The sequence below is a fragment of the Salinicola sp. MIT1003 genome, from assembly GCF_001858555.1.
In the GTDB taxonomy this organism is placed as follows: domain Bacteria; phylum Pseudomonadota; class Gammaproteobacteria; order Pseudomonadales; family Halomonadaceae; genus Salinicola; species Salinicola salarius.
Window position 1 is genome coordinate 48,628 of sequence record NZ_MCAP01000008.1, and the last position, 13,423, is coordinate 62,050.

12 protein-coding genes are annotated in these 13,423 nt (G+C 61.1%); 7 read left to right on the forward strand and 5 right to left on the reverse strand.

All coding sequences use genetic code 11. The features are described 5' to 3' along the window. Positions 1-51: 51 nt before the first annotated feature. On the reverse strand, positions 52-828 hold the full coding sequence (deoC, locus tag BC443_RS04015; RefSeq protein ID WP_071230562.1) for a deoxyribose-phosphate aldolase: 777 nt from the start codon (positions 826-828) through the stop codon (positions 52-54). 163 nt (positions 829-991) lie between these two features. Further along, a complete protein-coding gene (locus tag BC443_RS04020; RefSeq protein ID WP_071230611.1) occupies positions 992-2,263 on the reverse strand; it encodes a NupC/NupG family nucleoside CNT transporter in 1,272 nt (423 codons plus the stop codon). Positions 2,264-2,626: 363 nt separating this feature from the next. Here BC443_RS04020 and BC443_RS04025 point away from each other — a divergent pair, with 363 nt between their 5' ends. From BC443_RS04025 to BC443_RS04045, 5 genes are all read left to right on the forward strand, one after another. After that, positions 2,627-3,631 carry a nucleoside-specific channel-forming protein Tsx gene (locus BC443_RS04025; RefSeq protein WP_083387207.1) on the forward strand — a complete coding sequence of 335 codons (1,005 nt, stop codon included), beginning with the start codon at positions 2,627-2,629 and terminating at the stop codon, positions 3,629-3,631. Positions 3,632-3,746: 115 nt separating this feature from the next. Beyond that, positions 3,747-4,523, forward strand: a complete 777-nt coding sequence (locus BC443_RS04030) for a DeoR/GlpR family DNA-binding transcription regulator (RefSeq protein ID WP_071230563.1) — start codon at positions 3,747-3,749, stop codon at positions 4,521-4,523. 120 nt (positions 4,524-4,643) lie between these two features. Next, positions 4,644-6,167: an NAD-dependent succinate-semialdehyde dehydrogenase gene (locus tag BC443_RS04035; RefSeq protein WP_083387213.1), complete on the forward strand. Its 1,524-nt coding sequence runs from the start codon at positions 4,644-4,646 to the stop codon at positions 6,165-6,167. After that, positions 6,167-7,753: a PucR family transcriptional regulator gene (locus BC443_RS04040; RefSeq protein ID WP_210766242.1), complete on the forward strand. Its 1,587-nt coding sequence runs from the start codon at positions 6,167-6,169 to the stop codon at positions 7,751-7,753. The genes BC443_RS04035 and BC443_RS04040 overlap by 1 nt, the downstream gene beginning before the upstream one ends. A 60-nt stretch (positions 7,754-7,813) precedes the next feature. Next, the gene (locus BC443_RS04045; protein ID WP_071230564.1) at positions 7,814-8,530 is read left to right on the forward strand and encodes a haloacid dehalogenase type II; all 717 of its coding nucleotides are present in this window, start codon (positions 7,814-7,816) and stop codon (positions 8,528-8,530) included. 59 nt (positions 8,531-8,589) lie between these two features. On the opposite strand, the gene BC443_RS18455 is transcribed toward BC443_RS04045, so the two are convergent. Both BC443_RS18455 and BC443_RS18105 read right to left on the reverse strand, forming a co-directional pair. Beyond that, positions 8,590-9,168, reverse strand: coding sequence for a hypothetical protein (locus tag BC443_RS18455; RefSeq protein ID WP_139284239.1), 579 nt, complete (start codon positions 9,166-9,168; stop codon positions 8,590-8,592). After that, positions 9,165-10,064, reverse strand: coding sequence for a DUF4747 family protein (locus BC443_RS18105; protein WP_083387208.1), 900 nt, complete (start codon positions 10,062-10,064; stop codon positions 9,165-9,167). Before BC443_RS18105 ends, BC443_RS18455 begins: the two co-directional genes overlap by 4 nt. A 200-nt stretch (positions 10,065-10,264) precedes the next feature. Here BC443_RS18105 and BC443_RS04050 point away from each other — a divergent pair, with 200 nt between their 5' ends. Further along, positions 10,265-10,897, forward strand: coding sequence for a LysE family transporter (locus BC443_RS04050; protein WP_071230565.1), 633 nt, complete (start codon positions 10,265-10,267; stop codon positions 10,895-10,897). Between the two features lie 101 nt (positions 10,898-10,998). After that, complete coding sequence (locus BC443_RS04055) at positions 10,999-11,991, forward strand: adenosine deaminase (protein WP_071230566.1); 993 nt, start codon at positions 10,999-11,001, stop codon at positions 11,989-11,991. 73 nt (positions 11,992-12,064) lie between these two features. Here the strand turns inward: BC443_RS04055 and BC443_RS04060 are convergent, their stop codons facing one another. After that, positions 12,065-13,300: a pyridoxal phosphate-dependent aminotransferase gene (locus tag BC443_RS04060; RefSeq protein ID WP_071230567.1), complete on the reverse strand. Its 1,236-nt coding sequence runs from the start codon at positions 13,298-13,300 to the stop codon at positions 12,065-12,067. Positions 13,301-13,423 lie beyond the last annotated feature (123 nt).

Genomic DNA, 13,423 nt, shown 5'->3' on the forward strand with positions numbered 1-13,423 from the left:
AGTGATGGGCGGGTTTCTCGGTAACCGCGGCTGATCAATAACTACTGTCGATCAGTAACCGCTGGTAGTCGTCGGTCGGCTGTCGTCATCGGAGAGCGTGGCGAGCAGCGCATCCAGCAACCCCGAAGCGCCGAAGCGGAAGTGAGACGGCGTGAGCCAGGCCTCGCCCATGATACCGGCGGCCAGGTCCAGATAGGCCTTGGCATCCTCGGCGGAGCGAATGCCGCCGGCCGCCTTGAAACCCACGTCGCGACCGCTGTCGCGAATGGCGGTCAGCAGAATCTCGGCGGCCTCGAGCGTTGCGTTGACCGGCACCTTGCCGGTGGAGGTCTTGAGGAAGTCCGCGCCGCAGGCGAGGGCGATATCCGCGGCCTGGCGGATCAGCGCAGGATCCTTGAGTTCGCCGGTTTCCAGAATCACCTTGAGCAGGCAATCGCCGCAGGCCTCACGGCAAGCCGTCACCAGCGCCCGGCCGGCATCGGCGTCACCGCCGATCAAGGCCTTGTAGGGAAAGACCACGTCGACTTCGTCGGCGCCGGCCGCTACGGCTGCGCGGGTTTCGCGGGAGGCGCGCTCGACGTTGACGCAGCCGTCCGGGAAGTTGGTGACGGTGGCGATCCGCACGCGTTCACGCATGCCCATGTCGACCAGTTCACGGTTCGCCGTCTCGATGAAGGCGGGGTAGATGCAGACCGCGGCCGGGGCGCCGTACGGCGTATCGGTGCGGCGGCACAGCGCCCGGATGGCGGCGTCGTCATCGCCGTCGTTGAGCGAGGTGAGGTCCATCATGGCCAGCGCCTGGCTGGCGGCGTGCTTGAGGCTATTCATCTTCTTGTCTCCATGTTCGGCGTGGTCACGACGGCCTCCTGCCGTTTCCGTGTTCTGGCTCGCGCAAGGATCCGGCAGTACTTCCGCGAGTCTGCCGGATTTTCATGACGATCCTGTCCAGAGCGGTCCTGTCCAGAGCGATTCTGTCCAAAGCAGTTCTGGGTCAGGCGGTGCCGGCCAGCGAGAGGAAGATCCCCGCCAGGGTGGCGGACATCAGATTGGATAGCGTGCCGGCGAGTACGGCCTTGAGACCGTAGCGGGCGATCTCTGGGCGGCGGCTGGGCGCCAGCGTGCCAAGACCGCCGAGCAGGATCGCGATCGAGGACAGGTTGGCGAACCCGCACAGCGCGAACGACAGGATCGCGGCGGTGTGGGCGGACATTGCCTGCCCGGTCGACTCCACGATGGTGTCGCCGCTGATGTACGGGGCCAGATTGATGTAGGCCACGAATTCGTTGACCACCAGCTTCTGGCCGATGAACGAGCCGGCCAGCATCGCCTCGTTCCAGGGGATGCCGAGCACGAACGCCAGCGGCGAGAACAGCCAGCCGAGGATCATCGACAGACTCAGCGAGTCCATGCCGAACCAGCCGCCGATGCCGCCCAGGATGCCGTCGATCATTGCGATCAGGCCGATGAAGGCAAGCAGCATGGCGCCCACGTTGGCGGCCAGCATCAACCCGGATGACGCGCCGGCAGCGGCCGCGTCGAGCACGTTGGCCGGCTTGTCCTCGGCTTCCAGGATCTCCTTGGCCTGCTCGGTGCGGTCGTCGGGCTTCTCGGTTTCCGGCATCAGGATCTTGGCGAACAGCAGGCCGCCCGGGGCCGCCATGAAGGACGCGGCGATCAGATACTCCATCGGGATGCCGAGTTCGGCGTAACCGGCGAGCACGGAACCGGCAACGGAGGCGAGCCCGCCACACATGACGGCGAACAGCTCGGACTTGGTCATGCTGGCCAGGAACGGTCTCACCACCAGCGGTGCCTCGGTCTGGCCGACGAAGATGTTGGCGGTAGCGGAGAGCGATTCGGTGCGCGAGGTGCCCAGCACTTTCTGCAACGCGCCACCCAGGATCCGCACGACCCACTGCATGATGCCCAGGTAGTAGAGCACGGCCGTCAGCGACGAGAAGAAGATGATGATCGGTAGGACCTTGACGGCGAAGACGAAGCCGACGTTGGCCGGGTCGGCGAGGTTGCCGAACAGGAAGCCGATACCGTCGTTGGCGTAGTTGATGACCTGGCTGACGGCGCTGGAAACGGAGCCCAGCACGGCCTGGCCGAACGGTACATAGAGCACGAAAGCTCCGATGCCGGCCTGAATGGCGAAGGCGCCGATGACGGTACGCAGGCTGATCGCCTTGCGGTTGCTCGAAAAGATCAGCGCGATCAGCAGCAGCACGATGACGCCGACCAGACCCATGAGGAGTGTCATGTTGTTGTCCTTGGTGTTGGCCTTGATGAGTCGAAAATGCATGCCAGGACGTGCCGGAGCCAATGAAACGGAACGATGTCATGCCGACCGTTTCATGCCGTCCGCTCACGCATTGGTCAATGCCTTTTCTTGAGAGGTTTTTAACATTTTTTGGTTTTGCTCGTCACTTATTGTTTTTATTCTCACAAGCTCATAGAGTAGTTCCAGGCGAGGCAGAGGCCCATATATAGTGCTTTCGGCTCGATCTGGCGATGTTCGGGTCATGCGTTCGCTTTCTCTCTAACCGCCTCGATCACAGGCCAGACGAGAAAATAGTCACAAAAATCAGCATCAAAACGCCATAACAACAAAGTGGGGGATGGCATGGTAGAAGGACTCGCACAGCCGGCATCGGCTGAACGGTGGGCAGGCAAGGGATCTCGTCTTCTGGCGCTGTCGGTCTCGTTGGGATTGGGATCGATGACACTGGCGGCCGCGCCGGTCTGGGCTGCGGACGATCAGGGCGATGCGCCGGTCATCGAACAGGAAACGCCTGACGAAGGGCCGATGTCGGAAGGCCAGACGGCCGACGGACCCTATCTCTCCGACTGGTATCACCAGAACGTTACGGTCATCGGCAGCAAGAACATTCGCTTCGGCCCGCAGCAGGTCGACGATATCTATCTGGAATACGAATTCTTCGGTCGCAAGGGGCCGCTGGATCTCTACGGCTATATCGATTTTCCCAAGTTCTTCGGCACCGGTAACGCCGCGGACAGCGGTATCTTCGACAAGGGCTCGCCGGTCTTCATGGAGCTGGAACCGCGCCTGTCGATCGACGACATGACCGGCCAGGATCTGAGCTTCGGCCCGTTCAAGGAGTGGTTCGTCGCCTTCGACTATATCTTCGACTGGGGCCACAACACCGAGAACCGCCAGAACACGCTCTACGCCGGTCTGGGAACCGATATCGAAACCGGCTCGCCGCTGGGACTCTCGTTCAATTTCTACAAGCGCCGCCAGTGGGAGAACTATGGCGCCGCGAACGAGAATTCCTGGGACGGTTACCGCGCACAGCTGAACTACTCCTATCCGCTGGCCAGCTTCGATAACGGCGCGTCGCTGGTCTACGTCGGTTTCACCAACCACGACTTCGGTTCGGATCTGGGCGATAACGACCCGACGCGTACCAACGAGTCGACCGTGGCGACCAACGTGCTGTTGTACCAGTTCACGCACCTGCGCTTCATGGCGGTGGCGCGTTACTTCCATAACGGCGGACAGTGGAACGACGGCGAGATGGCGCCGTTTCCCAACAGCCATGGCGACAGTTTCGAACTGCGCTCCACCGGCTGGGGCTACTATTTCGGTGTCGGCTGGCAGTTCTGACGCGACAGCGATGGATGTCATCGACGAGGAGCCTTCGGGCTCCTCGTTGCGTTGCGTTTCAAGTAGAGATCGGGGATAAGATCTGACCCTCAGAAGGCAGGATCGGGAGAATGTCATGAATGGCCGCAGCGCCGTACGGCTCGAGAGACTTCGTGAAGCGATCAGGCGCAACGGCACCCTGCCGTTGGCCGAGGCGGCGGCGCTGTGCGACGTCTCCGAGATGACGGTGCGGCGGGACATTGCCGCCAGCAACGGCGCGATCGTCTCCTTCGGCGGCCATCTGGTCATGGCCGACAACCCCCAGTTTGCCGCCGCCTACAATCTCGATGCGCAGAGGGATCAGTACGCGAAGGCCAAGCAGCGCCTGTGCGAGGCGATCGCGTCGAGGATCGAGGACGGCGATACCGTGTTCGTCGACTGCGGCACCACGCTGATGCCGTTCTGCACGCTGCTGCCGCGGGAGATGAACGTCACCATCGTCACCTACGCGCTCAACGTCGCCAACGCCTTCAGCCAGCGCGATATGCCCAACATGCGGCTCGTGGTGCTCGGCGGGCTCTACTACGCCTCTTCGGACTCCTTCGGCGGGCAGGATGTCACCACCGCGATTCGCCGGCTGGGCATCAACAAGGCGCTCATTTCCGCCGCCGGCGTACATGCCGAGAAAGGGGCGAGCTGCTTCCACTTCCATGAGGTGGCGCCCAAGCAGGCCGCCATCGAACACGCGGAACGACGCATCCTGGTCGCCGACGAGAGCAAGCTCGATGTCATGCGCGCGGCATTCTTCGCCGACCTTGCCGACTTCGACACACTGCTGACCAGCGGCGATCCGGGCCGGGCGTGGCGGGATGGGATGAAGGAAAGCGACGCCGCGAAAGTCGAAGTGGTGTGACGGTTCCTGCCTTTCGTAGGCTTTTATCGCACCCTGATCCTGTCATGAGCAGGAGGTATTCGGCTCGTCCGGCGGTTAGGATGGCTGGACTTCCTACTTTCTGCACAGGTGACCGAATCGATGTCCTCTTCATCAACGTCTTCCTCTTCAACGCCTCTTCAGAATCAATCCGCGCCGTCTCCCCAAAGCCAACTCGCGTCGCTCGAAGCCCCCGCTGACGCTGCCTATTATCCCGCGGCCATCGTCGGCTTCGATGCCGACGGGGCAGGCCGCTACGCCGTGCGTTCTCCCGCCACCGGCGAGGTGATCGCCGAAGTCGCCGATTGCGGCGTCGAGCAGGCGAAACTGGCCGCCGACAATGCCCAGCGCGGTTTCGAATCCTGGCGCAGGACCACCGCATTCGAGCGTGCGGCGCTGCTCAAGGCGTGGCACCAGGCGATGCTGGAGGCGAAGGAAGTCCTTGCCGTGACCATGGCGCGGGAGATGGGCAAGCCGATCCGCGAGGCGCGGGGCGAAGTCGACTACGCCGCCAGCTTTCTGGAGTGGTACGCCGAGCAGGCCAAGCGCATCGACGGGGACATCCTGCCTGCCCAGCATCCGGACAAGCGACTTGCCGTGCTGCGTCAGCCGGTCGGTCCGGTGCTCGCGATCACGCCGTGGAACTTCCCGGCGGCGATGATCACCCGCAAGGTGGCGCCGGGGCTGGCGGCCGGCTGCACGGTCATTGTCAAGCCGGCAGAACAGACGCCGATCACGGCGCTGCAGCTGGCCCAGCTCTGGCAGCAGGTCGGCGGGCCGGCGGAGGTCTTCCAGGTGATCACGGCGGAGCGCCCGGCCGCGGTCAGCGATGCGCTGATGGATGATCGGCGGATTCGCAAGGTGACCTTCACCGGGAGCACGCCGGTCGGCAAGCATCTGTACGCCAAGTCGGCCGCGACCATGAAGCGAATGTCGCTGGAACTAGGCGGCCACGCGCCATTTCTGGTCTTCGACGATGCCGACATCGATGCCGCCGTGGCCGAAGTGATGGCGAGCAAGTTCCGCAACGGCGGCCAGACCTGCGTCTGCGCCAATCGCATCTACGTGCAGCGCGGCATTCTTGAGACGTTCTCCGCGCGCCTGACCGCCGCGGTGGACGAGCTGCGCGTCGGGCAGCCGGAAGACGAGTCGACTCAGATCGGCCCGCTGGTCAGCCAGGCCGGGCGCGACAAGGCGCAATCCCACATCGACGATGCGCTGTCCAAGGGCGCCAGGCGCCTGACCGCCGCGCGCGATGTCGACGGCTTCTTCGTTGCGCCGACGGTGCTGGCGGATGTCACCGACGACATGCGGATCATGCAGGAAGAGACCTTCGGCCCGGTCGCGCCGTTGATCGCCTTCGACAGCGAAGAAGAGGCGATCGCGGCGGCCAACGCCACGCCGTTCGGGCTCGCCGCCTATCTCTGGACCCGCAATCTCGGGCGCGCGGCACGCGTCTCCGAGGCGCTGGACTACGGCATCGTCGGGGTCAACGATGGCGCGCCGTCCGTACCGCAGGCGCCGTTCGGTGGCGTCAAGGACAGCGGCCTGGGCCGCGAGGGCGGCCGCTACGGTATCGATGAATATCTCGACCTCAAGTTCGTCTCGACGCGACTGGACGGCTGATGGCAATGGGGGATGAGGACGCCAACGCAGCGCGGTTGCCGGCCGAGCTAGATCTCGCCACCGCGCTGCGCGAGACCAACCTGCGCCAGGCCCGCGTGGTGGCCGGTGAGCGTTCGCTGGGCCGGCCGCTGCGCTGGGTCCATATGGTGGATCATCCCGACATCATCGCCTGGGTGCGCGAAGGCCAGCTGCTGCTGACAACCGGCTATCACTGGCCCGACGAGCCGGAAGCCGAGCGAGCGCTGATCGAGGCGCTGGTCGACAAGGGCCTGGCCGGCGTGGCGCTGGCGGTGCCGCGGTTTCTTACCGCGTTCCCCGAAACCAGCCGCCGCGTGGCGGCATCGCTCGATTTCCCGCTGCTGGAAATCCCCTGGGACGTGCCGTTCAGCCAGATCACCGAGGAGGTGCACGCCTGGCTGATCGCGCGGCAGGGCCAGTTGATCGCACGGGCGGAACGCATTCACCGCGATCTCACCCGCTCGGCGTTGACGGCGCGCAGTCTGGGGGACATCGCCACAGCCTTGAGCCTGCTGCTCGAGCGGGATGTGCTCTTCACCGGGCTGGACGGCGAATGGCTGGGCGGCAGCGCCGAGCTTGAGACGATGCGCTTGCCCACGCCGACCATGCTGACCGAGGCCCAGTTTCTGGCCGAGGCCACGGCTCGCTCCTTCGGCGAGGAGGCCGGGTGCCGGATGCTGGCCTGCCCGGTGCGAATTCGGGAAGCGCCGGCGGCCACGCTGTGGATCGATGAAACGGCCTCTCATGTCAGCGAGCTCGAACGCCGGGCGGCGGAGCAGGCTGCGCTGATCTCCGCGCTACATCTGTCGCACCAGCGGGCGTTGCAGGCGCAGGAGACCCGGCTGGGCTACGCCTTCGTCGACTCGCTGCTCGAAGGACGCTTCGAAGCCACGCCGGCAGCGCTGGAGCGGGCGTCGTTGCAGGGGTGGGAGCCCCATGGCGCGTATCACGTCTGCGCGATCCTGCTCAACGAACCGGTGCCGCTGACCCGCGAGGGGCTGCTGCGGCGGGAGCGCTGGGAGCGCCGGCTGGGCGATCGTCTCGAAGCGCTCGGTCTGCCACGGTTGATCTCCGTCTCCCTCAACCAGCTGTTGTTCCTGGTTCGCGCCGATATCTCGACCGAGGCGCTATGGCGCGAGTTGAGCGACGGCGAAGCCGCCCTGGCGATCAGCCGCGAGGCGAGAGGGGCGGCAGCCATCGCCCGGGGAGCGGGCGATGTGGCGCGGCTGCTGCCTTCGCTCAAGGCCGGCGAACGGCGGGATTTCGAGACGCTGCTGTTCACCCGCGTGCTGGAAGGCGACAGCGAAGCGCGGCAACTGTTTCTGGCGCGCATCTCGCAAGCGCTGGGCGAGGGGGCTCGTCGTCACAACGCCTTCGAGACGCTCTCGGCGCTGGCCGCAAGCGGCTTCCAGCTGGCGCAGACCGCGCGGGCGCTCGACATTCATATCAGTACCTTGCGCTATCGCATCGAGCGGTTGGAAACGGCATTGGGCATGAACCTGAACGACGCTGATATCCGGCTGCAACTGCAGGTGGCGATGCGGCTGCTCAATGACGATGCCGATTGACGACCGATCATCTCGTTACGCTTTCACGAACGTACCCGACATTCAATCAGAGAGACGACCATGCAACTGACGGATTTCACTACCCTGACCTTCGATGTCTACGGCACCCTGATCGACTGGGAGAGCGGCATCGTGGCCGGGCTGCAGCCACTGCTGCAGCGTAGCGAACTGGGCCTGAACCGTGATCAGGTTCTCGAGGCGCACGCCCGGCACGAATCCACCCAGCAGCGCTACACCCCGCATCTGCAGTACCGGCTGCTGCTGGCGGTGGTCTACAAGCGTCTTGCCGAGGAGTGGGGCGTCAGCGTCAGCCACGACGAATGCCTGGCCTACGGCGACTTCGTCAAGCAGTGGCCGGCCTTCGCCGATACCGCCGAGGCGCTGGCCTACCTCAAGCAGCACTACAAGCTGGTGGTGCTCTCCAACGTCGACAACGAAAGCTTCGCCTACAGCCAGCGCAAGCTCGGCGTCGAGTTCGACGCGGTCTACACCGCCGAGGACATCGGCTCCTACAAGCCGTCGCCGCGCAATTTCGACTACATGCTGGAAAAGCTCGGCGAGCGCGGCATCGACAAGTCGCAGATCCTGCATACCGCCGAGAGCATGTTCCACGACCACCAGCCCGCCAACCGTCACGACCTCGCCAACTGCTGGATCTATCGCCGCCACGACAAGCAAGGCTTCGGCGCGACGATGAACCCCGGCGACATGCCCACGGTCGACTTCCGCTTCAACAGCATGGCGGAGCTGGCCGAGGCGCATAAACAGCTGAAATAAATAGGTTGAATTTAAAGGTTTTGATAGCTGCCAGGCTTTGGGGTGAGAAGGTGATATTATTATTCTTCTTTTTCTTCTGGCAGTTGTTTCAGGATGGCATTTTCACCTAGTCCAAATAGAGTTATAATTAGTTCGATCATAAAAATAATGGAAGCCCACAAGGCCGTCCAAGATATTATGGATAGGCTGTTTGCGTATGGAAATATTTTTTGCAGAATTCCTATCGTAATTGTTCCTAGGGCGATCAGTAGCGGTGTTGCCATTTCAGCATTTAAAATCAACGCTGAGCCAGGTTTTGGGTTTGGTTGAAGGTCGTCGATAAACGTTTTTTGTAGTTCTCTAATGATTGTGCTTTTTAAGCTAAATATTAATGCATATACCCCTATGCCAAATCCCAAGAGGCTCGGAAATATGGATATTATTAGCTCTCCTGGCAAGGTTGCATCGGAATAACTTACGTTGTGGCATAAGAAAGCCATTGATGTCGCAACAATGAACTGTATTCCGAAACTTTTTCCCCAGTTTTTTGCGCCTGCAAACTCTTCACCAGATCGTGCGTCACCGCAGAAGGCATATGAGTTTAGGATTATTAGTATGTTCCCTAAAACAGGGATCTTAACGAGTCTAGAGAATGTCATTTTTTCTGTTCTCGTTCTTTTTGTGGCTCTGCTGATGCACGTAGAGCTGCTTTTGCTCTATCCAAGAATGATTTTTCGGATTCTTTTTGACTTTTTCTGAGTTTTAGCTTTACCGGGTTTTCTTCTGATGAATAATTTTGTTGCTTGGTTGAGCCTTTTTTATAATAAGTAAATTTTGATTTTCCATATTCAATAGACGCACGAATCATTTCTAATAAGAAGTCAGGTATTTCAGCCATTAATGCATTTTTTGACGAAGAAGCTTCTGACTTGACAGTGTGTATATTGTTATCACGCATATGTTTTAGTCTTTGGCTCAATTCATGTCCATTCGGGAACGTAATTTTTGCTTCTGCTTTTCGAAATCCTTTTGCCTCCTTTAGTGCTTCTTCAAGAGCTTTGGCTTCTGAAATTACGTTTACTGTCAAGGTGTGTTTAGGAAAGTTATCCTGAGCAATGGGTTCAAGGAAATATTCAACAACATCATTGAATATTTTTGCGGTTGGAAGTTTTCCGCTTTGCTCTTCAATACCTAAGCGATGGGTTTTATAGTCAAAAATGAAGCGGAAAAAGTAGTTGTTGGATACAGGGGTGACGCCCAATGGTGCATTGTACAGCGTTTTTTCAGTATAAAGATCCGAGACTGAATCGGTTTTATGATATTTTACCCAAAGCCCAGTTGCTGAGTCATCCTCTATCTTGATAGAAAGTGGAGATATAAATGTGTCATTTTGAAGTTTATATGCCGAATTTGCTAAAGTCTTTTCATTGTATGCTTTTGTTGTTTTAGCTTGCAGGTGTTCGAACAGTTTAAGATATCCAATTTCGCCAACTTCACTTGTGTTGGATGTGTCAAGAGGGAGTAGTTGAATGTTATAGAGCCTGAAAGATGCCATGTTGCGCCTATGTCATTTAGTGTAACTTTGCGTAACATATTCTATGAGTGTGTCGGTGTCAGTCAAGCTTTGTTCTACGATCCTTGAGCTTAAATTTGGATTGGAAATGGGATATTACTTTGGTCTAATCAGCAAATCAGCAGCTTTCGTCTTCAAATCGTTACATCCCATTTAGCATTTGATTGCATTCAGGAATCGTCATGGAAATGCTACACGGCCTGATCGTCATCACTTTCGTGCATCTGCTGGCGGCCGCCTCGCCGGGGCCGGACTTCGTGCTGGTCACCCAGCAGACGCTGAATCACGGCAAGCGCATCGGCCTCCTGTGCAGCCTGGGTATCGCGCTGGGGCTGTCGATTCACATCGTCTATTCCGCGTTCGGGCTGGCAGCGGTGATCGCCAACTCCGCCGAGGCGCTATGGGCGATCAAGCTGATCGGCGGCGCGTATCTGCTCTATCTGGGGATTTCGGGATTGCGCTCGCGCCCGGCAGCGACCGACACGGCGACGGTGACGCCGAAGGTGGCACCGCCTCGCTCGGCGCTGCGCACCGTCGGCATGGGATTTCTCTGCAACGCGCTCAATCCCAAGGCGCCGATCTACTTCGTCTCGCTGTTCACCATCGTGTTGTCGCCGTCGATGCCGCTCTACCAGATCGCCATCTACGGCGCCTGGATCATGCTGATCCAGCTGGGGTGGTTCTCGGCGGTGGCGCTGCTGCTCTCCACGCCCCCGATCCACCGCGCGTTCAAGCGCTTCAGCCACTGGATCGACCGGGTGCTGGGCCTGGCGATGGTGGCGCTGGGGATCAAGGTGTTGACGACGCGGGTATGAGCCGGGAACGCCGACAGACGACGGCGCTCGCCCGACGCTTTCCACCACGCGTGCTTTTCGGCATCCTGAAACGCATCCACTCAAACTGGCGAGGAGCGCTCGTGAAGACTTGGCTGCGTGAATTACCCAAGGTCGAACTGCATCTACATATCGAGGGTTCGCTGGAGCCGGAGCTGATGTTTGCGCTGGCGGCGCGCAACAACGTGTCGCTGCCCTACGCGACGGTGGACGAGGTGCGTGCCGCCTACGATTTCAGCGATCTGCAGTCGTTTCTGGATCTCTACTACCAGGGAATGCGGGTGCTGCGCACCGAGCAGGATTTCCATGACCTGGCGATGGCGTACTTCGAGCGCGCGCAGGCAGAGGGCGTGGTGCATGTCGAGCTGTCGTTCGATCCGCAAGCGCACCTGAGCCGTGGCGTCGAGCTGGCGACACCGTTCGAGGGGCTGCGCCGCGCCATGCGAGACGCGGAGCGCCGCTGGGGCATGACCACGGCGCTGATCATGAGCTTCCTGCGGGATCGTGACGCGAGCGATGCAATGGACGTGCTGGAGAAGGCGGCACCCTACTACGAGCTGATCGACGCCGTGGGTCTCGACAGCGCGGAGATGGGCAACCCGCCGGCCAAGTTCGCGGCGGTGTTCGAACGCGCCAGGGCGCTGGGCATTCCGCGCGTCGCGCACGCGGGCGAGGAGGGGCCGGCGGCCTACATCAGCGAGGCGCTGGACGTGCTCGATATCTGCCGGGTCGATCATGGCGTCGCCTGCCTGCAGGATGCCGCCCTCGTCGAACGGCTGCGGGCGTCGCAGATTCCGCTGACGGTCTGTCCGCTTTCCAACGTACGGCTGAAAGTGGTGGAGCAGATGACCGACCATCCGTTGCCGCATATCACCGAGCAGGGTCTCAAAGTGACGCTCAACTCCGACGACCCGGCCTACTTCGGCGGCGGCGTGCTGGACAATTACCTCGCCTGTCTCGAGGCGTTCGACTGGGATCAGGCGATGTTCAAGCAACTGGCGGGCAATGCGATCGACGTCGCGTTCATGCCGGAATCTCGCCGCAGCGAGTTGCAAAAGCGCCTGGCGGCCTGTTGATCGGCTGCCAATCCACAGCCCGCCTCATGACTGCCCGGCCGATCAGGCCGGGCAGTGTCGTTCAGCGTACCGACTAGACGGTAGCGCCTTGCGGTGCGTCAGCCAGCGCCGAAAGGAAGGGCACCAGCCGATCGAGCGCTTCCCTGGCGAGCTCCGGGTCGATGGCGAAGCAGATTCGCAGATAATCCTCACCCTCGGGGCCGAAGGCGCTGCCCGGCGCCACGCCGACCTTGGCCTCCCGCAGGATACGTTTGGCCGTGTCCAGGCTCGAGCCGTCCAGACCATGCACCTTGAAGAAGAGGTAGAAGGTGCCTTGCGGCGAGAACACGGTCACGCTGTCCAGCGCGGTCAGCCCCTCGACCAGAATGTCCCGCGAGGCCTGGCAGCGTTTGACCTGATGAGCGATGAAGTCGTCGCCCTGCTCGAGCGCCGCGATGCAGGCCCGCTGAACGAACGGCGCCACGCCGGTGGTGTTGTATTGGCAAAGACGGGCGAACAGCTGATCCATGCCCTGCGGGAACGTGACCCAGCCCGCGCGCCAGCCGGTCATGCACCAGTTCTTGGAGAAGGTGTTGGTCACCAGCAGCCGGTCTTGTGGTTCGCAGATCTGCAGGAAGGAGGCGGCCGGCCCCTTGCTGTCGTCGACCCCTTTATCGTAAACAAAATGGTTGTAGACCTCGTCGGCCACGATCCACAGCCCCTTGTCCCGGCAGAAGTCCCGCAGCCGCGTCATATCCTCGAGCGGCATGCGCCAGCCGGTCGGGTTGGAGGGCGAGTTGATGAAGATGGCGCGGGTGCGATCGGTCACCGCCGCGAACAGCTTTTCCAGGTCGAGCTCGATGCTGCCGTCCGGGTGGAAATCGAAGGCGACCGGTACGTTGACCCCGCCGACGATCTCGATCATCTGCCTGGCGTTGGGCCAGGCCGGCGTCGGCATGATCACCTCGCTGCCTTCGTCGAGGATCGCCTGCATCGCCATGGTGACGGCGTTCATGCCGCCGATGGAGACGCAGAACCGGTCGGCGGCGACGTCGACCTGCCAGTGCCGGCGGTGGTAGTCGGAGAGCGCCTGGCGAAGCTCGGGCAAGCCCTGGGAGTAGCTGTAGCGGGTATCGTCTCCTTCCAGTGCATCCATCGCCGCCTGCTTGATGTAGGCAGGCGTCGGCAGATCGCCTTCGCCAATCCAGAGCCGCACGACCGAGGCGTCGTGACGGGCGAGATCCGCTACCGCGACGATCTGGTTGTCGGGCATTTCCTGAACGCGAGAAGAGCAGTAGCGGCGCAGGCTGGAAGGGATGACGTCGGACATGATGAGCTCGCTGGTTGGGAAAGAAGGTTTCCTGATCATATAACGCTCGCTCGTTGGCGGGCCAATCGTTCCTCTGACACACTGAAGACCATGACCGGCGCTGCGGGAATCGTGGCGCGCTTT